This window comes from Pseudomonas sp. TH49, assembly GCF_016650625.1.
Classification (GTDB): Bacteria; Pseudomonadota; Gammaproteobacteria; order Pseudomonadales; family Pseudomonadaceae; genus Aquipseudomonas; species Aquipseudomonas fluorescens_H.
In genome coordinates, this window is sequence record NZ_JAEKFL010000001.1 from 1964726 (window position 1) to 1988104 (window position 23379).

Genomic DNA, 23379 nt, shown 5'->3' on the forward strand with positions numbered 1-23379 from the left:
GGGAAGCCCGCAGGCTCCCCGTTTCATGGCCAATCAGCTGTTCGGCAGCAGACGGCAGGTGATGCTCTTGATGTAGCGGGTCTCGGCGATGGCCGGGTGTACCGGGTGATCCGGGCCTTGACCACCACGTTCCAGCAACTGGATGTTGCGATCCAGGTGACGGGCGCTGGTCAGCAGGATGTTCTGCAGATCATCTTCCGGCAGGTGCATGGAGCACGAAGCGCTGACCAGAATGCCGTCCTTGGTGAGCAGGCGCATGGCTTGCTCGTTCAAGCGACGGTAGGCGCCTTCACCGTTCTTCATGTCTTTCTTGCGTTTGATGAACGCTGGCGGGTCGGCAACGATCACGTCGAAACGTTCTTCGCTGGCCTTGAGTTCTTTCAAGGCTTCGAAGACGTCGCCTTCGATGCAGGTCATCTTGTCGGCGAAGCCGTTCAGTGCAGCGTTACGCTCAACGCCGTCAAGGGCGAAGCCGGATGCGTCGACGCAAAACACTTCGCTGGCGCCGAATGCCGCAGCCTGCACGCCCCAGCCACCGATGTAGCTATAGAGGTCGAGCACGCGTTTGCCTTTGGCATAGGGGGCCAGGCGGGCGCGGTTCATGCGGTGGTCGTAGAACCAGCCGGTTTTCTGGCCGCCGATCACCGGCGCTTCAAACTTCACGCCGTTCTCTTCCAGCGCGACCCACTCCGGCACCAGACCGAACACGGTTTCGACGTAGCGGTTGAGGCCTTCGGCGTCACGGGCGGCGGAGTCGTTCTTGAACAGAATGCCGCTTGGCTTGAGCACTTGGGTCAGCGCAGCGATCACGTCATCCTTGTGCGCTTCCATGGTCGCCGAGGCAATCTGCACCACGAGGATGTCGCCGAAACGGTCGACCACCAGACCCGGCAGCAGGTCGGAATCGCCGTACACCAGGCGGTAGAACGGCTTGTCGAACAGGCGCTCGCGCAGCGACAGGGCCACGTTCAGACGATGCACCAGCAGCGACTTGTCCAGAGGCAGCTTGATGTCGCGCGACAACAGGCGAGCGCAGATCAGGTTGTTCGGGCTCATCGCGACGATGCCCAGCGGCTTGCCGCCGGCGGCTTCGAGGATCGCCTGATCGCCGGCCTTGAAGCCGTGCAGTGGCGTGGCGGCCACATCGATTTCGTTGCTGTAGACCCACAAGTGGCCGTTGCGCAGGCGACGGTCGGCGTTGGCTTTGAGGCGCAGGCTAGGCAGGGACATGACGTCGCTCCGGAAAAAAGAGCGGGAGTATACCGTGTTGCTCGGCCTGATTGGCTGGAGAGTGGACATGTGGCAAGGGGAATCAGTGATGAAGGAATTTATCTGTGGCAAGGGATTTATCCCCGATCGGCTGCGTAGCAGCCGCAAACCCCAACGCAGTTTTCTGACTGACCGCGTAAGTCGATTTGGGACAGCTGCGCTGTCCATCGGGGATAAATCCCCTCACCACATAAACTCACAACCCCACAGATCAGGCGGAGAGCGCGTCGATCAACTCACGGTTGAACGCCGGAATATCATCCGGCTGACGGCTGCTGATCAGGTGGCCGTCCTTGACCACTTCCTTGTCGACCCAGTTGGCCCCGGCATTCACCAGATCATCCTTGAGCGTCTTGTAGCTGGTCAGGGTCTTGCCGTTGACCAGCCCGGCGGATATCAGCAGCCAGCTGCCGTGGCAGATCACCGCGATCGGTTTGCCGGCGGAGGCGCCGGTCTTGACCAGGTGCTGGGCATCCTGGTCGATGCGGATGGTGTCGGAGTTCTGTACGCCACCCGGCAGGACGATCGCGTCGTACTGCTCGCTGCTGGCGCCTTGAAAGGTCTGATCGACCTTGAAGTCGTCCGCCGGTTTGTCGTGGTTCCAGCCTTTGACCTTGCCGGCCTCGGCCGAAAGGATGTCGACCTGGGCGCCGGCCTGCTCCAGTGCTTGCTTGGGACCGGTCAGTTCGACCTGTTCGAAACCGTCTGTTACCAAAATGGCGACACGCTTGCCGCTGAGGGAATTAGCCATGATTAAGCTCCTGAGTCTGCGGGAAATTGCCGCCGAGCCGGTGCTTGAGTGTCCGGTCGGCCTTACAAAGTCCGAAGCCTGAGCGGGAATGAAAGTTCCTGACAAATGCCCACTGGTGTGTCGTCGTGCGGTTTTTAGAGGTTAGAATCGCCGCCTGTCCCAGAGTGTGTACTTATGTCCCAAGAGCTGACCACCGAACAGATTCAACAATCCCTGCAAGGCATCAGTGTGCCGGCGCAGCCGCAGATCATGGTGGATCTGCAAATGGAGCAGTACATGCCCGACCCGGACCTGGAGGTGATCGCCAAGCTGATCTCCCAGGACCCAGGCCTGTCCGGCTCGCTGCTGAAAATCGTCAACTCGCCGTATTACGGCCTGAGCAACAAGATCACCTCGATCCAGCGTGCGGTGAACCTGTTGGGCAGCCGCTCGATCATCAACCTGATCAACGCGCAGTCGATCAAGGGCGAGATGAACGACGACACCATCGTCACCCTCAACCGTTTCTGGGACACCGCTCAGGACGTGGCGATGACCTGCCTGACCCTGGCCAAGCGCATCGGCACCCAGGCCGGTGATGAAGCCTATGCCTTGGGTCTGTTCCATGACTGTGGCGTGCCGTTGATGCTGCAGCGTTTCCCCAATTACATGTCGGTGCTGGAAAAGGCCTATGCCAATGCCAGCGCAGAGTGCCGGGTGGTGGACACCGAAAACAGCGAGTTCAACACCAACCACGCCGTGGTCGGCTACTACACCGCCAAGTCGTGGCGCCTGCCGGAGCACGTCAGCGCGGCGATTGCCAATCACCACAACGCCTTGGCGATCTTCAGCGACGAGTCGTCACGCAACAGCCAGCTGAAAAACCTGCTGGCGATCCTGAAGATGGCCGAGCACATCTGCGCGTCCTACCGGGTGCTGGGCAATCAGACCGAAGACTTCGAATGGAATGCTGTCGGGCCGCTGGTACTCGATTACGTCGGCCTGTCGGATTACGACTTCGAAACCCTCAAACAAACGATCCGCGACCTCGGCGCGCATTGATTCGAGGACACCATGCCTGAACTGCCGGAAGTCGAAACCACCCGCCGGGGTATTGCCCCGCACCTTGAAGGCCAGCGCGTCAGTCGGGTGATCGTGCGTGACCGCCGGCTGCGCTGGCCGATCCCTGAAGACCTCGATGTGCGCCTGTCCGGGCAGCGCATCGTGCTGGTCGAGCGGCGGGCCAAGTACCTGTTGATCAATGCCGAGGTCGGCACGCTGATCAGTCACCTGGGCATGTCGGGCAACTTGCGGCTGGTGGAGGTCGGGTTGCCGGCGCTCAAGCACGAGCACGTCGATATCGAGCTGGAGTCCGGTCTGGCGCTGCGCTACACCGATCCACGCCGTTTCGGCGCGATGCTGTGGAGTACCGACCCGCTCAATCACGAACTGCTGATTCGCCTCGGGCCGGAGCCATTGACCGATCTGTTCGACGGCGAGCGCCTGTTCCAGTTGTCGCGCGGGCGTTCGATGGCGGTCAAGCCGTTCATCATGGACAACGCGGTGGTGGTGGGTGTCGGCAACATTTACGCGACCGAAGCGCTGTTCGCTGCCGGGATCGATCCGCGCCGCGAAGCCAAAAGCATCTCCCGGGCGCGTTATCTGAAGCTGGCGATCGAGATCAAACGGATTCTCGCTGCAGCCATCGAGCGCGGCGGCACCACGTTGCGGGATTTCATCGGCGGTGACGGGCAGCCCGGCTACTTCCAGCAGGAACTGTTTGTCTATGGTCGCGGCGGTGAGCACTGCAAGGTCTGCGGCACCGGCCTGCGCGAAGTGAAGCTGGGTCAACGGGCCAGTGTGTTCTGTCCGCGTTGCCAGACCTGAGGCAAAAATCTGAAAAAGTCCTACGGTCTATAGTGAGTTGTCTCACTGTTCAGCCCGAAGGATCGTGCCATGAAGTCCTTGCAAGTCCTGTTTGCAGCACTGCTGCTGTGTTCCAGCTTGGCCGTTCAGGCCACGGAAAACGGCAGCGGTGATCCGCGCTACACCATCCAGAACCCTCCCGCCTACGCCATGATCGGCGATTTGCTGATTGCCCGACCTTTATTGGTGGTGGCAACGGTGCTGGGTGCGGGGGTGTTTGTGGTGTCATTGCCGTTTACCGCGCTGGGTGGCGGGGTCGGCGATGCGGGACAGGCGCTGGTGGTGGATCCGGCGAAAGCGGCGTTTGTGCGCTGTTTGGGGTGTACAGGGGAGGGGTTTGAGCAGCGCGAGTGAGCTGATCAGGATGGTGTGGTGTTGCTGATGGCCCTTTCGCGAGCAAGCCCGCTCCCACCATTGAAATGCATTCCAACTGTGGGAGCGGGCTTGCTCGCGAAGAGGCCCGAAAGAGCGCTACAAAATTGCCGGATCAGGCCTTGCCGGTGATCTTGCGGTACTTCTCCATCAACTGTTCTTCAGTCTCCGGATGCGCCTCGTCCAGTGGAATGCAATCCACCGGGCAGACCTGCTGGCACTGCGGTTCGTCGTAGTGGCCGACGCACTGGGTGCACAGGTTCGGGTCGATCACATAGATCTCTTCGCCTTGGGAAATGGCGGCGTTCGGGCACTCGGGTTCGCAGACGTCGCAGTTGATGCAATCGTCGGTGATGATCAGGGACATGCTAACTCCAGCCGGGGCGGCAGGCCCGGGCGCTATAAATCAATGCGCGCAATTGTGCCGCATTGGCGAGCGCAGTGCACGCGGCTGCGATCAAGGGCTGAAATCAAAAGCCAGGATCGCAGCATGCGGCAGCTCCTACTTTTTAAAGCGTAGCGTCAGGGCATCGGCCACGGCCGGATGCACGAACTTGCTGATATCGCCGCCCAGCGCGGCGATTTCCCGCACCAGCGTCGAGGAAATGAACGAATAACGCTCGGACGGGGTGAGAAACAGGCTCTCGACGTCCGGGGCCAGTTGGCGGTTCATGTTGGCCAGCTGGAATTCGTATTCGAAGTCCGACACCGCACGCAGGCCACGCAGGAACACATTGGCGTTCTGCTCCTTGGCGAAATGTGCCAGCAGCGTCGAGAAACCGACCACTTCGACGTTGGGCAGGTGTTTGGTGACCTCGCGAGCCAGCTCAACCCGTTGTTCCAGCGGGAACAGTGGATTTTTCTTCGGGCTGGCGGCGACCGCAATGATCACGTGATCGAACAGGCGCGAGGCGCGTTCGACCAGATCGCCATGGCCCTTGGTAATAGGGTCGAAGGTACCTGGGTACAACACTCGGTTCATCGCGTCGTCCTGGCGGGAGTCCGTTGGGGAGTCGGATGGTATCGCAGCCGTCCCGGTCGGCCAAGTCGCCTGTTGGGTAAGAAAGCACTATAGACGACGCGATAAACCGGTTTTTTCACGGATTTCTCAGCCGTTCAGCGAGAGACGTCGCCAATTGTGCAGTCAGCCCATACACCGACAATTGCGGGTTGGCGCCAATGCTGGTGGGGAACAGCGAGCCATCGTGAATCGACAGATTGCTCAGTTGATGATGCCGGCCGAGGCTATCGGTGACCGCGTTTTTCGGCTCTTCGCCCATCGCACAACCACCCATCACGTGGGCGCTGCCCAGACGTGTGCGGTACAGCTCAAGGCTCAAACTGTCGATCAAAGTGCGGGCTTCGGCCAGGGTTTTCACGTAGCGCGCATCCGCGTGCATCGGCATCACGGCTTTGGCGCCGCCGGCAAACTGGATCTCGGCCATGCTGTGAAAGGCGCGGCGCAAGCCTTCCCAGGCGTAAGGCGAGACCTGATAGTCGAGCACTGGCGAACCGTCGCCGCGCAATTCGACACTGCCACCGGGGCTGTCCGGGTGGAAACCGTCGCGCAGCAACGCGAGCATCGCGTGGGTGTGCGGCAGGTCAGCCATGTGTTCGGCGTTCTGCTGGCCGAAGCCGCCGAGCAGCGTCGCGGCCAGCGCCGGTTGCAGCGGTGGCACTTCGAGTTTGTAGCCCATCGGCCCACTGGTGCCGTCCTTCCACTGGAAATGATCCGAGTAGATCGACTGCGGCGCGCCGTAGAACGGGTTGATCACTTCGTCGAAACGCCCGGCGGACATGTTCACCAGATGCAGGAACGTGCGTTTGCCGAGGCGCTGATGCGGGTCTGGCGCGTCCGAACGCAGCAGCAGGGCCGGGCTGTTGATGCCGCCGCCGGCCAGCACGTAATGCCGGGCCTTGACTGTGATTTTGCGTCCGGTCGGCTCGACGCAGCGCTCGTCCATCGCCACGCATTGCAGGCCGGTGATCTTGTCGCCGCTAATCAACAGCTTTTCCGCACGGGCCAGGTACAGCAGCTCGCCGCCCTTTTCCAGCGTCGCCGGGATGGTGGTGACCATCATCGACTGCTTGGCGTTGGTCGGGCAGCCCATGCCGCAATAGCCAAGGTTCCAGCAGCCACGCACGTTGCGCGGGATCACGTGCCAGCTGTAGCCGAGTTGCTCGCAGCCCTTGCGGATCACGTCGTTGTTGGCGTTGGGCGGGACCATCCACGGCGCGACGCCGAGGCGCTGCTCCATTTTTTCGAACCACGGCGCCATCTCGGCCGGGCTGTGGCCTTTGACGTTGTGTTCCTTGGCCCAGTGCTCGAGGGTCGGCTCGGGCGTGCGGAAACTCGAGGTCCAGTTGATCAGCGTGGTGCCGCCGACCGCACGGCCCTGGAGGATAGTGATCGCGCCGTCTTTGCTCATGCGGCCGATGCCTTCCTGATAGAGGCTGCTGTAGGCCTGGTCTTCGAGCATCTTGAAGTCGGAACTGGTCTTGAGCGGGCCTTCTTCGATCAGCAGCACTTTGTAACCGGCGGCGCTGAGGATTTCTGCCGTGGTGCCGCCACCGGCACCGCTGCCGATGATCGCCACGTCGGCTTGCAGCGTCAGATCGCCGGTCAGTTGGGCGCCGTTGTAGGTTTTCCAGCCACGGGCGAGGCCTTCGCGGAACGGGTCGGGTACGGGCATGGATCAGGTTCTCTTGTTTTTGTTGTTCTTGCGGGCCTCTTCGCGAGCAGGCTCGCTCCCACATTTGCATCGCAACCCCCTGTGGGATCAGGCTTGCTCGCGAAGGGCGCGACTCGGTTTCAAACAGCAGGCGGGCCGGGGTAGCCGCAATGGCCCCAGGACTCGGCGCGGGTGTACCAGGCCATCATCACCATCTGCTGCAATGAGCTGTGGCCCATGCGCAGCAGGCTCAATGAACTGTTCTGCCAGCGCTCGAGGAAGTGGCGCAGCGCCTCGGGACTGGCGTTTTCCCAACTGCCCCAGATGCCGGTGAGCGGCCCGCGCGTGATGGCCATGCCCAGCACGTCGAACAGTTGCCGGGTGAGTTTGAGCATCTCCGGCGACAAGTGATCGAGGCTGTAGTCCAGCGACTTCAGGGTGCCATCCACCGCACCGGGCATTTTCTCGGCGGCCACGGCGCCTTCGAGCATCACCGGAATCAGTGCGCGCAGAAACAGCAGGTCGCCGTCACGCAAGGTGACGAAGCCGTTGGCCGCGACACTCGATGAACAGCCACTGAGGCTGGCGCCGAGGCCGGCGGTGGCGAGAAACGCCGTGGCGCCGAGGCTGAATTTCAGCAGGCCACGGCGCGACAGGGCAGGTGTTTCGGTCAGGCTTGGGTGCATTGTTGTTATTACCCGGCGGTGACGACGATTAGCGGATGAACAGCTTCTGGATCAGTTTCTGAATCGATTTGCCGTAGGGCGGATAAATCAGCTTCGCTGCATTGAAGCGCTGTTTGATCAGCACGCCCTTGGCCTTGCTGAAGGTCAGGAAGCCTTCATGGCCGTGGTAATGGCCCATGCCCGATGGGCCGATGCCACCGAACGGCATGTCGTCCTGCGCCACGTGCAGCAGGGTGTCGTTCAGGCACACGCCGCCTGAGTGGGTCTCGTGCAGCACGCGGTTCTGTTCGCGCTTGTCGTAGCCGAAGTAGTAAAGGGCCAGAGGACGAGGGCGCTGATTGATGTAGGCAAACGCCTGATCGAGGTCTTGATACGGCACGATCGGCAGCAACGGGCCGAAGATTTCGTCCTGCATCACGGTCATCTCGTCAGTGACATTGAGCAGCAGGCTGTGCGGCATGCGCCGGCCCTGGCCCTGTTCGAACAGCGGGATCAGCAGCGCGCCCTTGCTCGTGGCGTCGCTGACATAACCGTTGAGCCGGGCCAGTTGGCGCTCGTTGATGATCGCGGTGTAGTCCGGGTTGTCGGCGAGGGTTGGATAGAAATTGTTGACCACCTGACGATAGGCTTCGACGAACGCGCCGACGCGGTCTTGCGGCACCAGCACGTAATCGGGGGCGACGCAGGTCTGCCCGGCATTCAGGGTCTTGCCGAAGGCGATGCGTTCGGCGGCGTCCTTGAGCGGCACGTCGCGAGAGACGATGGCCGGGGATTTGCCGCCCAGTTCGAGGGTCACCGGGGTCAGGTTTTCCGCCGCAGCGCGCATCACGTGTTTGCCGATGCTGGTGGCGCCGGTGAACAGCAGGTGATCAAAACGCAGGCGGGAGAACGCCACGCCGATGTCGGCCTCGCCCAGCACCACGCAGACCAGATCTTCGGGGAAAATCCGTCCCAGCAGGGTCTTGAGCAACTGGCCGGTGGCCGGGGTCGATTCGCTGAGCTTGAGCATTACCCGGTTGCCCGCTGCCAGCGCGCCGACCAGTGGGCCGATGGCCAGATACAACGGGTAGTTCCACGGGACGATGATGCCGACCACGCCGAGCGGCTGGTACACGACTTTGGCCGACGCCGGCTGGAAGGCCATGCCGACTTTGCGCCGCGACGACTTCATCCAGCCCTTGAGGTGGCGGCTGGCGTAATGGATGCCGTGCAGGCTGGGCATCAGTTCGGCGAGCAGGGTTTCATCGGCGCTGCGATGACTGAAATCCGCGCTGATGGCCTCGACCAGCGCCTGCCGCTCATGGCTGAGCAACTCGCGCAATGCCTTGAGCCACTGCTGGCGCTGGTCTGCCGGTGGCATCGGGTTGGCAGCATAGGCGGCGCGCTGTGCCGCGAACAGCCGATCCAGCTCTTCCAGGGGCTGTTGCAGCGTTTGCAGATAAGCAATGTCGGCAGTCATCGTCGGCTCCGGATTTATTGTAGTGATGACGTTCTAGAGTCTATGCTCTAGAAAGTCAAATGACTTCCCGACACAGCTTTGTTTTATCCCATTCCGGTTAGGTCGTAAGATGCCCCTCACCGCACTCTGAATTAAAGCTCAAGCCATGGCCCCACGAATAAAAACCAGCGAGCGCATCGTGCAGAACAGCCTCGAACTGTTCAATCAGCAGGGCGAGCGCAGCATCAGCACCAATCACATCGCCGCCCACATGGAGATTTCTCCGGGCAATCTGTACTACCACTTCCCGAACAAGCAGGCGATCATCGCCGTGCTGTTCAGTGAGTACGAGACGCTTGTGGACAGCTTTCTGCGCCCGCCGCAGGGGCGTGCCGCCACTGTCGAAGACAAGCGCTATTACCTCAAGGAGCTGCTGTCGGCGATGTGGGGCTACCGCTTTCTGCATCGGGATCTCGAGCACCTGCTCGACAGCGACCCGGACCTGGCCGCGCGCTACCGGCGTTTTTCCCAGCGCTGCGTGATCCAGGGCATGGCGATCTACGAGGGCTTCGTCGCCGCCGGCATCCTCAAGATGGATCGGGTGCAGATCGAATCCCTGACGATCAATGCCTGGATCATCCTCACCTCGTGGGTGCGCTTTCTGTGCACCACCCGGGAAAACTCCAATCACCTCAGCGAACAGGCCATCAAGCGTGGCGTGTATCAGGTGTTGGTGCTGGAAGCCGGATTCGTCACCGATCAGGCCCGTGAAGAGGTGAATGCCTTGTTCGACGAGTTCTACGTGCCGCTGGCCCAGGCCCTCGAGGAAGGGCGCTAAACCCATTTCGAAGTCGCTCACAGGAGTCCGTTATGCCGATTGCGCAACTGCTCAGCCCGAATGCACTGGATGCCCGCAAGGAGCAGCCGGGGCTGGTGATTCTCGATTGTCGTTTTGCCCTCGAAGACCCGGACTACGGGCAGCGCAGCTATGCCGAAGGGCACATCGCCGGCGCCCGCTTCGCCGACCTTGAACGTGACCTCAGTGGCAAGGTGGTCAAAGGCGTGACCGGGCGTCACCCGTTGCCCGAGCCGGCGGCGCTGATCGAGCGTCTGCAGGCGTGGGGCATCAATGCCGACAGCGATGTGGTTTTGTACGACGACGGCCCCGGTGCCTATGCGGCCCGCGCCTGGTGGTTGCTGGCGTGGCTGGGCAAGCGCGACGGCGTGTTCATTCTCGACGGCGGGCTCAAGGCCTGGCACGCGGCGGGTTTGCCGCTGAGCCTGGATGCGGCATCGGTCAGCCGGGGCAACTTCAGCGGGCAGCCGGATATGAACCTGCTGCTGAGTGCCGAGCAATTGCAGCAACGCCTCGGTCAGCCAAGCCTGACCCTGATCGACGCCCGGGCCTTGCCGCGCTTCAAGGGTGAGGTGGAGCCGATCGACCCGATTGCCGGGCACATTCCCGGCGCGCAATGCGCAGCGTTTACCGAAAACCTTGGCAGCGACGGGCGATTCCTCCCGGCGGAGCAGCTCAAGCAGCGCTTTGCCGCAAAACTCGGCGAGCGTTCACCTGCGGAACTGGTCGCCTATTGCGGCTCCGGGGTGACGGCGTGTCACAACCTGTTTGCGTTGTGCCTGGCGGGGTATCCGCTGGGTTCGCTGTATGCCGGGTCGTGGAGTGAGTGGATCAACGAGCCTTCTCGGGGCATCGCCACCGGCGAATAAAGTCACCATACCCCCAATGTGGGAGCGGGCTTGCTCGCGAAAGCGGTGTATCAGCAGGCATCATTGTCGACTGAAACACCGCTTTCGCGAGCAAGCCCGCTCCCACAGGGGTTAATCGCCGCTAACAGGTTGTCTGGCACTGCGATACGCCGCCGGCCCCACGCCATACACCTGCTTGAACTGCCGGCTCAGATGACTCTGGTCGGCAAAGCCCAACTGCATGGCGACTTCCACCGGCAGGCAACCGTGCTGCAATAAACCCCGGGCCGTGGCGATGCGCTGCTGCATCAGCCAGGTGTGCGGTGGCATGCCGGTGGCGCGGCGGAATACCCGGGCGAAGTGGAAGGGCGACAGATTCACTGCGGCCGCCAGCTCTTCCAGCGACGGCGGCGCAGCGAGTTGCGCATGCAGCAACTCCTTGGCCATCACCACCGCGCGGTGTTCCTTGCCCGGTTTACCGTTGATCTGCACCGCCGCATGCCGCTGCAACAGCAGCATCATCATCTCGCGCCATACCGTTTGCTGTTGCAGCGCGGTGGCGGGGCTTTCCAGCAAGCGATGCAGCTGACAGAAACCGTTGACCAGATCCGGGTCGCGGTACAGCGTCGCGCCAAACGCCGGCATCGGTGCGGTGGGCAGTTCCAGTTCTTCGAGCAGTGAAACGATCTTTCCGGTATCGGGATAAAACGCCCGGTACAGCCAGCCGTCCTCGGTGCCCTTGTGCCCGGTGTGCAATTCGTCCGGGTTGATCAGCACCAGGGTGCCGCTGCCAGCCAGGTGTTCGGCACCGCGATAGCGATAACGCTGGGCGCCGGCCATGATCATGCCGATCACATAACCCTCGTGGACGTGCGGGGCGAAGCGATGCTCGATGTAGCGCGCCGACAGCAACTCGACCCCGGCCAGTGGCGCGGTCTGCCAGAAACGGATCGACTCGCCCTGGTCGCTCATGACGTCACACGGGCCAGCCATTGCGGGATGCGCCGTTCCAGGTAGTAACCGGGCTGGCGCAACGTGCCATCGACAAACCCGACATGCCCACCCTTGGCCTGCAGCTCGAACTGCGTGGTGGCGGACAACTCCTCGGTCGTCGGCAGGCTGTGGGGGAACACGAACGGATCGTCAGCGGCTTGAATGATCAGGGTCGGGGTGCGGATCTCGCCGAGAAAGTAGCGACTCGACGCCCGGCGATAGTAATCCTCGGCATCGGTAAAACCGTGCAGCGGCGCGGTGACCCGGCCGTCGAAGTCCCAGAAAGTCCGCATGTTCTCCAGCGAACCGAGCGCCGCCAGAGCCGCCAGGCCATCCTCGCGCCCGTCGTGCTGGAACTGCCGTTGCTTGTTCTTGATGTAGGCGACCATCTCGCGCATGAAATGCGCCTGATAGACCTTGGAGAAGCCCTGACCGATCCGGTCTGCACACTGATCAAGGCGAAACGGCACCGACACCGCCACCGCACCGAGCACGCCGCTGTCGCTGCCGGTCTCGCCGAGATGCTTGAGCAACACATTGCCGCCGAGGGAATAACCGACCGCATACAGCGGCGCCAGCGGGCGTTTGGCGCGCAAGTGTTGGATGGCTTCGGCGAGGTCTTCGCTGGCACCGGAGTGGTAGCTGCGCGGCAGCAGATTGGGTTCGCCGGAGCAGCCACGCCAGTTCAGCGCGACACTGGCCCAGCCTTGTGCGGCGAGGGCGGCCTGAATTCCGGCGACGTAGGGCGAATTGGAAGAACCGGTCAACCCGTGCAATACCAGCACCAGCGGCGCGTCGGCGCTGTGCGGGCCATGCCAGTCGAGGTCGAGGAAGTCCCCGTCGTCCAGCCACAGGCGTTCGCGCTCGCGTTCAAGGTGGACGGTTTTGCGCCACAGCGGCCCCCACAAGGTTTGCAGGTGCGGATTGCCGAGGCCGAAGGCGGGGATGAAGCGTTCAAAAGAAGCGGGCACGATGATTCTCGATGCAGCTTTGTGGGCAGAGTACGCACGCTTTTGTGGCGAGGGAGCTTGCTCCCGCTGGACTGCGCAGCAGGCCTCGCTGCTGAAAAAGGGGCCGCTTCGCGACCCAGCGGGAGCAAGCTCCCTCGCCACAGATTTAGCGCAAACTTTCAGTTAACCGGCGATCTCTGCCATACGTTGCCACAACGCGTAGTACACCCGCCCGGATTTCTGCTCGCGGTGCAGGCGCCAGTTGCCCGGCAGGCCCAGCGTCGAAGGCGCAGTCTCGCTTTCAGTGTAGATCCACGAATCCGGCGCCAGCCATTGGCGTTCTTCCAGCAAAGTGCAGACGGCTGGCAACAGGTTCTGGTTGAACGGCGGATCGAGAAATACCAGATCGAACGGCGTGGCGACCTGGGTTTCCAGATAACGCAGCGCGTCGGCGGTCTGCACCTGGCCGTTGGTGCAGCGCAGGGTGCCAAGGTGTTCCTTCAGGCTCGATACCGCAACGTTGCTGGCATCCAGCGCCTGGCCCATGGCCGCGCCGCGGGACAATGCCTCCAGAAACAGCGCGCCGCTGCCGGCGAACGGATCCAGCACCTTGGCCCCGGCCACATACGGCGCGAGCCAGTTGAACAGGGTTTCGCGCACGCGATCTGGCGTCGGGCGCAGGCCGGGGGCATCAGGGAAGCTCAGTTTGCGGCTGCGCCATTCGCCGCCGATGATGCGCAGCTGGTTCACACCGTTGTGGACGTTCTGCGCAGGTTTTTTAGGGCGAGTAGCCATTAATGCTCCGGAACCCCGAGCGGTTGCTCGGCAGGTTTATCAGATGGGGCCGGTAACGGCTTTTGCGGCACGGTCGGGCCAGCGCTGACGATGACCAGTTTGTCCGTGCTCAGGTGTTTGTTCATCGCGTCTTTGACCTGCTCGACTGTCAGGCTCTGGGACTGACGCATGAAGTCATCCAGATAGCTCAGCGGCAGGTTATAGAAACCCATGGCGCCCAGCTGGCCGACGATATCGGCGTTGCTCGCGGTGGACAGCGGGAAGCTGCCGGCCAGTTCGCGTTTGGCATCATCGAGTTCTTTCTGGGTTGGACCAGTCTTCAGGTAGTCGGCGAGCACGTCCTGCACCAGTTTCAGGGTGCCTTCGCTCATTTCCGCGCGGGTCTGCAGGTTGATCATGAACGGGCCGCGAGCCTGCATCGGGCTGAACCCGGAATACACGCCGTAGGTCAGGCCGCGCTTCTCGCGCACTTCGCTCATCAGGCGGGTACCGAAACCGCCGCCACCGAGGATCTGGTTGCCCATCGACAGCGCCGCGTAATCCGGGTCGTCACGGTCGATGCCCAGTTGCGCGAGCAATAGGTTGGTCTGCTTCGACGGAAACTCGATGTGATTGATGCTGGCTTTCGGTTCCTGCGGCTGAGCGATCTTCGCCAGTGCCGGGCCTTTCGGCAGGGCAGAGGAGACCTGATTGGCAATCGCCTCGGCCTCGGCGCGCGACAAGTCACCGACCAGCGCGATCACCACGTTGCCGGCCGCGTAGGCCTTGGCGTGGAACTCACGCAGTTGCGCCAGAGTGATCTTCGGCACGCTCTGCGCATTACCGTCGCTGGAATGCGCATACGGGTGGTTGCCGTACAAACGCTTCATCAGCTCGAGGCTGGCGAGTTTGCCGGGGTTCTGTTTCTGGTATTCGAAACCGGCGAGCATCTGGTTCTTGATGCGCGCGAAGGAATCGGCCGGGAAGGTCGGTTTGCCGACCACCTCGGAGAACAGCTTCAGCGCCGGCTCGCGCTTGTCGGCGGCACTCAGACTGCGCAGCGAAGCCAGCGCCATGTCCTTGTAGGCGCCGTTGCCGAAATCCGCCCCGAGGCTTTCGAAGCCCTGGGCGATGGCGCCAACGTCCTTGCCCGCCACGCCCTCGTTGAGCATGGCGTTGGTCAGGATTGCCAGGCCCGGCGCATTGCCGTCCTGGCTGCTGCCCGCGGCGAAGATCAGGCGCATGTCGAACATCGGCAGCTCATGGGCTTCGACGAACAGCACCTTGGCGCCTTCGGCGGTGTTCCAGCTCTGCACGTCGAGCTTGCGGCTGGCCGGGGCCTTGCCATCGAGTTCGGCCAGCGATTGCAGCTTCTGGCTGGACTTGGCGTTGTCCAGTGCTTCACTGGCGTCGGTTTTAACGCCGGGCATCAGATAGAACGCGGCAGAGCCGATCACAGCGATGGCGATCAGGCCGAGCAACAGGCGCGGGGTTTTACGCTCACTCATGAGTCGTCTCCAGTGGCAGGACATGGGCGACGCTGAGACGTTCGCGGGTGAAATACAGCTTGGCGGCGTTCTGGATGTCTTGCGGGGTCACGCTTTCCAGATCGGCGAGTTCGGTGTCCATCAATTTCCATGACAGACCGACCGTTTCCAGTTGGCCGATGGCGGTGGCCTGGCTGGTGATCGAGTCACGTTCGAACACCAGACCGGCGATCACTTGCGCACGCACGCGCTCCAGTTCTTCGGCGGACGGTGCGCTGGTTTTCAGCTGTTCCAGCAGTTTCCACAGACCGGCTTCAGCTTGCGCCATGGTCTTGTTCTTCTGCGTGTTCGGCGTCGCCGACAGGGTGAACAGGCTGTCACCACGGGTGTAGGCGTCGTAGCTCGACGAACCGCCGGAGACCAGCTCTTCGCCGCGCTCCAGTTGCGTCGGGATGCGCCCGCTGTAGCCGCCGTCGAGCAGCGCCGAGATCAGGCGCAGGGCGTTGACCGAGCGCTTGTCTTCAGCGGTAGCGATGCTGGGCACGTTGAAACCGAGCATCAGGCTGGGCAGTTGAGTCTGCACATGCAGGGTGATCTGGCGCTCACCCGGCTCGGCCAGCTCCAGCGGTTTCTTCGCTGGCGGCACGTCGCGCTTGGCAATCGGCCCGAAATAGCGCTGGGCGAGGGTCTTCACTTCATCGGGGGTGACGTCGCCGACCACTACCAGCGTGGCGTTGTTTGGCACATACCAGGACTGATACCAGTGGCGCAGCTCTTCGACCTTCATCCGGTCCAGGTCGGCCATCCAGCCGATGGTCGGTGTGTGGTAGCCGCTGGCCGGGTAAGCCATCGCCTTGTAACGCTCGTAAGCCTTGGACATCGGCTTATCGTCAGTGCGCAGGCGACGCTCTTCCTTGATGACTTCGATTTCCTTGGCGAACTCGTCAGCCGGCAGGCGCAGATTGGCCATGCGGTCGGCTTCCAGTTCGAACGCTACGCCCAGACGGTCGCGGGCCAGCACCTGGTAATACGCGGTGAAATCGTCGCTGGTGAAGGCGTTTTCTTCGGCGCCCAGGTCGCGCAGGATCAACGAGGCTTCGCCGGGGCCGACTTTCTCGCTGCCCTTGAACATCATGTGCTCGAGCGCGTGGGACAGGCCGGTCTGGCCCGGGGTTTCGTAGCTGGAACCGACCTTGTACCAGACCTGCGACACCACCACCGGCGCGCGATGGTCTTCGCGCACGACGACCTTCAGGCCGTTGTCGAGGGTGAATTCGTGGGTCGGTTGCGGGTCGGCCGCCAGGGCCGAAAGGGGCAGGCAGACTGTGCTGAGCAGCAGGCCTGCAGCGCGGCGGGCTAGAGCATTCATTCGTTTTTTAACCTGTTGGGCTGCCCGCTTGGTCTTAGCGTCGGCGGGCGAGAGGGTGCTAGGATACTGATCCGTTTTACCGGCGACCACGCCTATCAGGTTTTCAGGCCTGAACCGGCTGTATGGGTTTGCGGCAGAAAGCTGCGGTTTATCGACTAGACTTCGCTTTTTCGCCGATTTTGCCGGTTTAGTCCTTCGTTTATACGATTCTTTGAGGTGCCGCTGGCGCCTCGACAAAATGTTGCGCGTGAACAAGCTGGATGAAACACAGTCTGTTCTGCATCGAATATTTATTTGCCGGGGCGCCCTTATGGCGCGTCGCTACCGTGAGATAGCCGTCCTCCATGTTTGGTTCCAACGACGACAAGAAGACCCCAGCTGCGGCTGGCGAGAAGAAAAGCCTGTTCGGATGGCTGCGTAAGAAACCGCAGGAACCCGTCGTCGAACAGCCGCACGTGATTCCTGAGCCGGCTCCGGCGCCAGTCATTGAAGCAGAGCCGGCGCCGATCGTGCTGCCGATTGCCGAGCCGGTGCTGCAACCGGTCGAGCCCGAGCCAGAACCTGAAACCCCGGTGGCGGCCGAGCTGCCACTGACCCCGGCGACCGAGCCGTGGCTGACCTTGCCGGTGGCGGAAGAACCGGTGGCCTTGGTCGAAGAGGCCGCGCCGCATGTGACGCCGCCGATTCCTGCGCCGGCCGCGTTCGTTCCTGAAGTTGCTCCGGCGCCTGTGGTTGAGCCAGTTGTCGAGCCTGCACCGGTTGTTGCCGAGCCGGCGGCCCCGGTGTTCGTTGCCCCTGTTTCGCCGGTCGTTCAGCAGCCCGAGCCTGCACCTGCACCTGCACCTGCACCTGCACCGGTCGTCGCTGCTCCGGTTGTGCCGGTGGAAGTGGTTGCTGAAACGCCAGTCGAAGCCCCGCGCAGCGAAGAAACCAAAGTCGGCTTCTTCGCCCGCCTCAAGCAAGGCCTGTCGAAAACCAGCGCCAGCATCGGCGAGGGCATGGCCAGCCTGTTTCTCGGCCGTAAAACCATCGATGACGACCTGCTCGATGAGCTGGAAACCCGCCTGCTGACCGCCGACGTCGGTGTTGAAGCCACCACCCAGATCATCCAGCGCCTGACCCAGAAGGTCGCCCGCAAAGAGCTGGCCGACGCCGACGCGCTGTACAAGTCGTTGCAGGCCGAGCTGGCGGCGATGCTCAAGCCGGTCGAGCAGCCGCTGAAAATTGCCTCGCAGCACAAGCCGTTCGTGATTCTGGTGGTCGGCGTCAATGGCGCTGGCAAGACCACCACCATCGGCAAACTGGCGAAGAAGCTGCAACTGGAAGGCAAGAAAGTCATGCTCGCCGCCGGTGACACCTTCCGCGCCGCTGCCGTCGAGCAGCTGCAGGTCTGGGGCGAGCGCAACAAGATCCCGGTGATCGCCCAGCACACCGGCGCCGACTCTGCTTCGGTGATCTTCGACGCCGTGCAGGCCGCCAAGGCCCGTGGCATCGACGTGCTGATCGCCGACACCGCCGGTCGTCTGCACACCAAAGACAACCTGATGGAAGAGCTGAAGAAAGTTCGCCGGGTGATCGGCAAGCTCGACGCCGACGCGCCGCACGAAGTGCTGCTGGTGCTCGACGCCGGCACCGGTCAGAACGCGATCAACCAGGCCAAGCAATTCAACCAGACCGTCGAACTGACCGGATTGGCGCTGACCAAGCTGGACGGTACCGCCAAGGGCGGGGTGATTTTCGCCCTGGCCAAGCAGTTTGGCCTGCCGATCCGCTACATCGGCGTCGGTGAAGGCATCGATGATCTGCGTACCTTTGAAGCCGAACCCTTTGTCCAGGCACTGTTTGCCGAGCGGGAGCGTTCATGATTCGTTTCGAACAGGTCGGTAAACGCTACCCGAACGGTCACGTCGGCTTGCATGAGCTGAGCTTTCGAGTCCGTCGTGGCGAGTTTCTGTTTGTCACCGGTCACTCCGGTGCCGGTAAGTCCACGCTGTTGCGCCTGTTGCTGGCGATGGAGCGTCCGACCAGCGGCAAACTGCTGCTGGCCGGGCAGGATCTGAGCACCATCAGCAACGCGCAGATTCCGTTCCTGCGTCGGCAGATCGGCGTGGTGTTCCAGAATCACCAGTTGCTGTTCGATCGCACGGTGTTCAACAACGTCGCGCTGCCGTTGCAGATTCTCGGCCTGTCCAAGGCCGAAATTGCCAAGCGCGTCGATTCGGCGCTGGAGCGCGTGGCGTTGTCGGATAAAACCGATCTGTACCCGGGCGACCTGTCCACCGGTCAGCAACAGCGCGTCGGCATCGCTCGCGCCATCGTGCACCGTCCGGCCCTGCTGCTGGCGGACGAACCGACCGGTAACCTCGATCCGCGTCTGGCGGCCGAGATCATGGGCGTGTTCGAAGACATCAATCGGCTGGGCACCAGCGTGCTGATCGCCAGTCACGACCTGGCGCTGATTGCGCGTATGCGGCACCGCATGCTGACCTTGCAGCGCGGCCGATTGATCGGCGACGGGGAGGCCGGCGTATGAGTGCGACACGCAGTCCGAAGGTTTCCGAGCGCGTGGCCCCGAAAGCCGCCGACCCGCAGCCGCCGAAGAAGAAAAAACACGACGATGACGACGGCCCGGACTTTTCCACGCTGTTGCGTTCGTGGATCGAAAGTCACCGCGCCAGCCTGCTCGACAGCCTGCGTCGCCTCGGCAAGCAGCCGATCGGCAGCTTTTTCACCTGCATGGTGATGGCCGTGGCGTTGAGCCTGCCGATGGGCCTGTCGCTGCTGATCAACAACGTCGAGCGTCTCGGCGGTTCGTGGCAGCGTGCGGCGCAGATTTCGCTGTACCTGCAGCTGGATGCCACGCCCGCGCAGGGTGAGGCGTTGGGCGAGCAGATCAAAGGCATGCCCGGCGTTGCTGATGCCGAATATGTCGGCCGTGATCAGGCGCTGGAGGAGTTCCAGCAGCAGTCCGGTCTGGGCGAGGCCCTGCGCGAGCTGCCGGAAAACCCGCTGCCGGGCGTGGTGCTGGTGACCCCGAAGGAAGTCGACAAGCCGACGCTGGAAGCATTAAGACAAAAACTTTCCGAGCTGCCCAAGGTACAACAGGCGCAACTTGATCTAGTCTGGGTCGAGCGTCTGGCCGCTATCCTCAAGCTCGGTGATCGTTTTGTCTTCGGTCTGACAGTGCTGCTGGTTTCTGCATTACTTTTGGTGATAGGCAATACCATTCGTCTTCATATTGAAAACCGCCGCACAGAGATAGAAGTGATTAAACTCGTCGGCGGCACTGACAGCTATGTGCGTCGTCCCTTTCTTTATATGGGCGCGTTGTATGGCTTCGGTGCGGGTGTTCTGTCCTGGGGAGTGCTGGCGTTCGGCCTCAACTGGCTGAACGACGCGGTGGTTGGACTGGCCGGTTTGTACGGCAGTGATTTCGCGCTGGCCGGAGTGCCAGTTGCCGACGGTCTGTCGCTCTTGCTTGGCGCGGTGCTGTTGGGTTATATCGGTGCATGGATTGCAGTCGCACGTCATCTCAGGGAGCTGGCGCCGAAGTAGAATCTTTTTTGCGCGTGATTGACCTCGCGGTTTTTTTGGGAACTTGTACTTGAATTCCCGGTCAATTTTTCGCAGTGCCGAGAGGCACGAGTATGTAAGTGGGAGGTTTTTTCGCATGACCAATTCTTTGCAACCTGCGTATGCGTTGGTTCCGGGTGCGAACCTGGAAGCCTATGTGCACACCGTCAACAGCATTCCATTGCTGACGCCGGAGCAGGAGCGTGAACTGGCCGAGAGTCTCTACTATGAGCAGGATTTGGGGGCGGCTCGGCAGATGGTGCTCGCCCACCTGCGTTTTGTCGTACACATTGCCCGTAGCTATTCCGGCTACGGTCTGGCTCAGGCTGACCTGATCCAGGAAGGCAACGTCGGCCTGATGAAGGCTGTAAAACGCTTCAACCCGGAAATGGGTGTGCGTCTGGTGTCGTTCGCCGTGCACTGGATCAAGGCGGAAATTCACGAGTTCATCCTGCGCAACTGGCGCATTGTGAAAGTCGCGACCACCAAGGCCCAGCGCAAGCTGTTCTTCAACCTGCGCAGCCAGAAGAAACGTCTGGCGTGGCTGAACAACGAGGAAGTCCACCGTGTGGCGGAAAGCCTTGGCGTCGAACCACGTGAAGTGCGCGAGATGGAAAGTCGTCTGACCGGCCACGACATGGCCTTCGACCCGGCTGCAGAAGCTGACGACGACAGCGCTTTCCAGTCGCCGGCCAACTACCTGGAAGACCACCGGTACGACCCGGCGCGTCAACTGGAAGATGCCGACTGGAGCGACAACTCCAACCACAACCTGCACGAAGCGCTGGAAGTGCTGGACGAACGTAGCCGCGACATCCTCTACCAGCGCTGGCTGGCAGAAGAGAAAGCCACGCTGCACGACCTGGCGCAGAAGTACAACGTGTCGGCCGAGCGAATCCGTCAGCTCGAGAAGAGCGCGATGAACAAGCTCAAGTTGTCGATCGCCGCATAACCGGCGCCTCGGCAAACAAAAAACGCCCCGATCAGCGATGATCGGGGCGTTTTCATTTCTGGCTCAACACAAACCCCTGTAGGAGCGAGCCTGCTCGCGATAGCGTCATGTCAGTCACCACAAGTGTGGCAGGAAGACCGCTATCGCGAGCAGGCTCACTCCTACAGGGGGCTTCAGCGTTATTCGGCCCAAGGCGCCCGGCGCGAGTCGTTGAGCCCCAGCAGATAACTGGTCCCGCCCAACTGACTCATCTGTTGCCGAATCCACCCGGCCCGGCGTGACACATAAGCCGTAGGATGACTGGCGCTCCACACTCGCGGATTGGGCAGCACCGCCGCCAGATAACTCGCCTGCTGCCGCGATAACGACTTGGCGCTCACGCCAAAGTGATGGCGTGCCGCCGCTTCGGCACCAAACACCCCGTCGTCCCACTCGACGCTGTTCAGATAAACCTCAAGAATCCGCTGCTTGGGCCAGAACACCTCGATCAGCGCGGTAAACCACGCCTCCAGGCCTTTGCGCAGATAACTGCGGCCCGACCACAGAAACAGGTTCTTGGAGACTTGCTGGCTCAAAGTGCTGGCGCCGCGAATCGAACCGCCGAGCTCGTTGTGGGCCAATGCAGCCTGGATCGCGCCGAAGTCAAAGCCCCAGTGCTCGGGAAATTTCTGGTCTTCGCCGGCCATGACCGCGACCTTGAGGTCGTCGGAAATCTCGTCCCACGGCTTCCAGGTGCGCTGCAGGTCAATCGGCTCGCCGTCGACCCAGGATTCGATCTTGCGCTCGACCATCAGCGCCGTGCCCGGCGGTGGCACGAAGCGAAACAGCAACACCAGCAATACACTGCCGCCCGCGAACCAGAGCAGGGCCTTCGTGAGACGACGCAAAAGTGAACGCAGCATAGAGATGGCTTGGCCGAACCGATAGAGCGGGCCATTATACAGACCCTGCCGAACGAGTCTGACTGGAGTTCCACATGCTGCGTGGCTTTCTGATGCTGGCCGCTTTCTTTGGTTTTACCGGTGTGGGCCTGGGCGCCTTCGCCGCTCATGGCCTGAAGAGCCGCCTGACCCCCGAGTATCTGGCGATTTTCCACACCGGCGTGACCTATCAACTGGTGCACACCCTGGCGCTGTTCGGCGTGGCGCTGCTGGCCACGCAGATTCAGGGACGTCTGGTGACCTGGGCCGGCATTTCGTTCGCCGTCGGCATTCTATTGTTCTCCGGCAGTCTGTATGTGCTGACCACCACCGGCATCAGCAAGCTCGGCATCATCACCCCGTTCGGCGGTCTGGCGTTTCTGCTCGGCTGGCTGTGCCTTGGACTGGCCGCCTGGCGCCTGCAGTAACCGCTTGACGCTTGGTGCTGACCTTTAGGTCATGATCGGGCTAGAATGCCACCCCCTAAAAATGATGGCGGCCTGGCGCATGCGCATTCAGTTGAACGGCGAATCCCTTGAACTGCCCGACGGTGAAACCGTTGCGGCCCTGATCACCCGCCTGGAACTGACCGGACGCCGGGTGGCAGTCGAACTCAATCTGGACATCGTTCCACGCAGCCAGCATGCCGAGACCGTTCTCAACGACGGCGACAACGTCGAAGTGGTGCACGCCATCGGCGGCGGCTAGCCGCCGGGTCCGCAAGGGCACAGAATTCTGCAAGACCCTCACCCTTAAAGAGGATTCCCCATGAGCATCGTTCGTAGCGACAAGCCTTTTGTTCTGGCCGGTCGTACTTACCAGTCGCGTTTGCTGGTCGGTACCGGCAAGTACCGTGACATGGAAGAAACCCGTCAGGCCATCGAAGCCTCGGGTGCCGAGATCGTCACCTTCGCCGTGCGCCGCACTAATCTGGGCCAGATCGAAGGCGAGCCGAACCTGCTCGACGTGCTGTCGCCGGATCGCTACACCTTCCTGCCGAACACCGCCGGTTGCTACGACGCTATCGAAGCCGTGCGCACCTGCCGCCTGGCCCGTGAGCTGCTCGATGGTCACAACCTGGTGAAGCTGGAAGTGCTGGCCGACCAGAAAACCCTGTTCCCCAACGTGATCGAAACCCTCAAGGCCGCCGAAACGCTGGTCAAGGAAGGCTTCGACGTGATGGTTTACACCAGTGATGACCCGATCATCGCCCGGCAACTGGCGGAAATCGGCTGCATCGCGGTCATGCCGCTGGCCGGTCTGATCGGTTCCGGTCTGGGGATCTGCAACCCGTACAACCTGCAGATCATCCTCGAAGAAGCGAAAATTCCGGTGCTGGTGGATGCCGGTGTCGGTACCGCTTCCGACGCCACCATCGCCATGGAACTGGGCTGTGACGCGGTGCTGATGAACTCGGCCATCGCCCACGCCCAGCAACCGGTGATGATGGCCCAAGCCATGCAACACGCGATCGTCGCGGGCCGCCTGGCCTACCTCGCCGGCCGCATGCCGAAAAAACTCTATGCCAGCGCCTCTTCGCCGCTGGATGGTCTGATCAAGTAAG

Annotated in this window: 25 protein-coding genes; 12 read left to right on the forward strand and 13 right to left on the reverse strand. The window is 62.0% G+C overall.

The genetic code is table 11. The features are described from left to right. Nucleotides 1-33 precede the first annotated feature (33 nt). Both JFU48_RS08875 and JFU48_RS08880 read right to left on the reverse strand, forming a co-directional pair. Nucleotides 34-1230, reverse strand: a complete 1197-nt coding sequence (locus tag JFU48_RS08875; protein WP_003229162.1) for a class I SAM-dependent rRNA methyltransferase — start codon at nt 1228-1230, stop codon at nt 34-36. A 250-nt stretch (nt 1231-1480) separates the two neighbouring features. Continuing rightward, nucleotides 1481-2020: a type 1 glutamine amidotransferase domain-containing protein gene (locus tag JFU48_RS08880; protein ID WP_003229161.1), complete on the reverse strand. Its 540-nt coding sequence runs from the start codon at nt 2018-2020 to the stop codon at nt 1481-1483. Nucleotides 2021-2248: 228 nt separating this feature from the next. On the opposite strand from JFU48_RS08880, the gene JFU48_RS08885 reads away from it, so the two are divergent. The 3 genes from JFU48_RS08885 (at nt 2249) to JFU48_RS08895 (ending at nt 4279) form a co-directional block, all read left to right on the forward strand. Next, the gene (locus tag JFU48_RS08885; protein ID WP_177434710.1) at nt 2249-3061 is read left to right on the forward strand and encodes an HDOD domain-containing protein; all 813 of its coding nucleotides are present in this window, start codon (nt 2249-2251) and stop codon (nt 3059-3061) included. 12 nt (nt 3062-3073) lie between these two features. Then, complete coding sequence (mutM, locus tag JFU48_RS08890; protein WP_003229159.1) at nt 3074-3886, forward strand: bifunctional DNA-formamidopyrimidine glycosylase/DNA-(apurinic or apyrimidinic site) lyase; 813 nt, start codon at nt 3074-3076, stop codon at nt 3884-3886. 69 nt (nt 3887-3955) lie between these two features. Further along, nucleotides 3956-4279: a multidrug transporter gene (locus JFU48_RS08895; protein ID WP_096795774.1), complete on the forward strand. Its 324-nt coding sequence runs from the start codon at nt 3956-3958 to the stop codon at nt 4277-4279. A gap of 133 nt (nt 4280-4412) precedes the next feature. On the opposite strand, the gene JFU48_RS08900 is transcribed toward JFU48_RS08895, so the two are convergent. The 5 genes from JFU48_RS08900 to JFU48_RS08920 form a co-directional block, all read right to left on the reverse strand. Continuing rightward, the gene (locus JFU48_RS08900; RefSeq protein ID WP_003195146.1) at nt 4413-4664 is read right to left on the reverse strand and encodes a YfhL family 4Fe-4S dicluster ferredoxin; all 252 of its coding nucleotides are present in this window, start codon (nt 4662-4664) and stop codon (nt 4413-4415) included. A gap of 135 nt (nt 4665-4799) precedes the next feature. Continuing rightward, nucleotides 4800-5279: a pantetheine-phosphate adenylyltransferase gene (gene coaD, locus JFU48_RS08905; RefSeq protein ID WP_003229157.1), complete on the reverse strand. Its 480-nt coding sequence runs from the start codon at nt 5277-5279 to the stop codon at nt 4800-4802. A 115-nt stretch (nt 5280-5394) separates the two neighbouring features. After that, the gene (locus tag JFU48_RS08910) at nt 5395-6990 is read right to left on the reverse strand and encodes a GMC family oxidoreductase (protein ID WP_201136320.1); all 1596 of its coding nucleotides are present in this window, start codon (nt 6988-6990) and stop codon (nt 5395-5397) included. A 119-nt stretch (nt 6991-7109) separates the two neighbouring features. Continuing rightward, nucleotides 7110-7655 carry a twin-arginine translocation pathway signal protein gene (locus tag JFU48_RS08915; RefSeq protein WP_201136322.1) on the reverse strand — a complete coding sequence of 182 codons (546 nt, stop codon included), beginning with the start codon at nt 7653-7655 and terminating at the stop codon, nt 7110-7112. A 28-nt stretch (nt 7656-7683) separates the two neighbouring features. Beyond that, complete coding sequence (locus JFU48_RS08920; RefSeq protein ID WP_201136324.1) at nt 7684-9114, reverse strand: coniferyl aldehyde dehydrogenase; 1431 nt, start codon at nt 9112-9114, stop codon at nt 7684-7686. Between the two features lie 145 nt (nt 9115-9259). Here JFU48_RS08920 and JFU48_RS08925 point away from each other — a divergent pair, with 145 nt between their 5' ends. Beyond that, nucleotides 9260-9931 carry a TetR/AcrR family transcriptional regulator gene (locus JFU48_RS08925; protein ID WP_027610562.1) on the forward strand — a complete coding sequence of 224 codons (672 nt, stop codon included), beginning with the start codon at nt 9260-9262 and terminating at the stop codon, nt 9929-9931. Nucleotides 9932-9963: 32 nt separating this feature from the next. Beyond that, nucleotides 9964-10818, forward strand: coding sequence for a sulfurtransferase (locus JFU48_RS08930; RefSeq protein WP_201136326.1), 855 nt, complete (start codon nt 9964-9966; stop codon nt 10816-10818). 111 nt (nt 10819-10929) lie between these two features. Here JFU48_RS08930 and JFU48_RS08935 read toward each other — a convergent pair whose 3' ends face one another. The 5 genes from JFU48_RS08935 to JFU48_RS08955 form a co-directional block, all read right to left on the reverse strand. Continuing rightward, nucleotides 10930-11769: an AraC family transcriptional regulator gene (locus JFU48_RS08935; RefSeq protein ID WP_201137064.1), complete on the reverse strand. Its 840-nt coding sequence runs from the start codon at nt 11767-11769 to the stop codon at nt 10930-10932. After that, the gene (locus JFU48_RS08940) at nt 11766-12761 is read right to left on the reverse strand and encodes a hydrolase (protein WP_201136327.1); all 996 of its coding nucleotides are present in this window, start codon (nt 12759-12761) and stop codon (nt 11766-11768) included. Before JFU48_RS08940 ends, JFU48_RS08935 begins: the two co-directional genes overlap by 4 nt. Nucleotides 12762-12923: 162 nt before the next feature. After that, nucleotides 12924-13535 (reverse strand): 16S rRNA (guanine(966)-N(2))-methyltransferase RsmD, encoded by a 612-nt coding sequence (gene rsmD / locus JFU48_RS08945; RefSeq protein WP_003229150.1) that lies wholly within the window; start codon nt 13533-13535, stop codon nt 12924-12926. Next, a complete protein-coding gene (locus JFU48_RS08950) occupies nt 13535-15022 on the reverse strand; it encodes a M16 family metallopeptidase (protein ID WP_201136329.1) in 1488 nt (495 codons plus the stop codon). Before JFU48_RS08950 ends, rsmD begins: the two co-directional genes overlap by 1 nt. Continuing rightward, complete coding sequence (locus JFU48_RS08955) at nt 15015-16370, reverse strand: M16 family metallopeptidase (RefSeq protein WP_201136331.1); 1356 nt, start codon at nt 16368-16370, stop codon at nt 15015-15017. Before JFU48_RS08955 ends, JFU48_RS08950 begins: the two co-directional genes overlap by 8 nt. 344 nt (nt 16371-16714) lie before the next feature. On the opposite strand from JFU48_RS08955, the gene ftsY reads away from it, so the two are divergent. The 4 genes from ftsY (at nt 16715) to rpoH (ending at nt 20895) form a co-directional block, all read left to right on the forward strand. After that, on the forward strand, nt 16715-18235 hold the full coding sequence (gene ftsY / locus JFU48_RS08960; protein WP_201136333.1) for a signal recognition particle-docking protein FtsY: 1521 nt from the start codon (nt 16715-16717) through the stop codon (nt 18233-18235). Continuing rightward, nucleotides 18232-18903 (forward strand): cell division ATP-binding protein FtsE, encoded by a 672-nt coding sequence (ftsE, locus tag JFU48_RS08965; protein ID WP_003229148.1) that lies wholly within the window; start codon nt 18232-18234, stop codon nt 18901-18903. The genes ftsY and ftsE overlap by 4 nt, the downstream gene beginning before the upstream one ends. Continuing rightward, the gene (ftsX, locus tag JFU48_RS08970) at nt 18900-19925 is read left to right on the forward strand and encodes a permease-like cell division protein FtsX (protein ID WP_201136335.1); all 1026 of its coding nucleotides are present in this window, start codon (nt 18900-18902) and stop codon (nt 19923-19925) included. The genes ftsE and ftsX overlap by 4 nt, the downstream gene beginning before the upstream one ends. A 115-nt stretch (nt 19926-20040) precedes the next feature. After that, nucleotides 20041-20895 (forward strand): RNA polymerase sigma factor RpoH, encoded by an 855-nt coding sequence (rpoH, locus tag JFU48_RS08975; protein ID WP_003229146.1) that lies wholly within the window; start codon nt 20041-20043, stop codon nt 20893-20895. Between the two features lie 179 nt (nt 20896-21074). On the opposite strand, the gene mtgA is transcribed toward rpoH, so the two are convergent. Continuing rightward, nucleotides 21075-21797, reverse strand: a complete 723-nt coding sequence (gene mtgA, locus JFU48_RS08980) for a monofunctional biosynthetic peptidoglycan transglycosylase (protein WP_003229145.1) — start codon at nt 21795-21797, stop codon at nt 21075-21077. A 74-nt stretch (nt 21798-21871) separates the two neighbouring features. Here mtgA and JFU48_RS08985 point away from each other — a divergent pair, with 74 nt between their 5' ends. The 3 genes from JFU48_RS08985 to JFU48_RS08995 all read left to right on the forward strand — a co-directional run bounded on the left by JFU48_RS08985 (nt 21872) and on the right by JFU48_RS08995 (nt 23378). Next, nucleotides 21872-22243 carry a DUF423 domain-containing protein gene (locus JFU48_RS08985; protein ID WP_103484289.1) on the forward strand — a complete coding sequence of 124 codons (372 nt, stop codon included), beginning with the start codon at nt 21872-21874 and terminating at the stop codon, nt 22241-22243. Nucleotides 22244-22322: 79 nt separating this feature from the next. After that, entirely contained in the window at nt 22323-22523 is a 201-nt protein-coding gene (gene thiS / locus JFU48_RS08990; RefSeq protein WP_177434703.1) for a sulfur carrier protein ThiS, read from the forward strand. Nucleotides 22524-22583: 60 nt separating this feature from the next. Beyond that, the gene (locus tag JFU48_RS08995) at nt 22584-23378 is read left to right on the forward strand and encodes a thiazole synthase (RefSeq protein ID WP_047297148.1); all 795 of its coding nucleotides are present in this window, start codon (nt 22584-22586) and stop codon (nt 23376-23378) included. Nucleotide 23379: the final 1 nt, after the last annotated feature.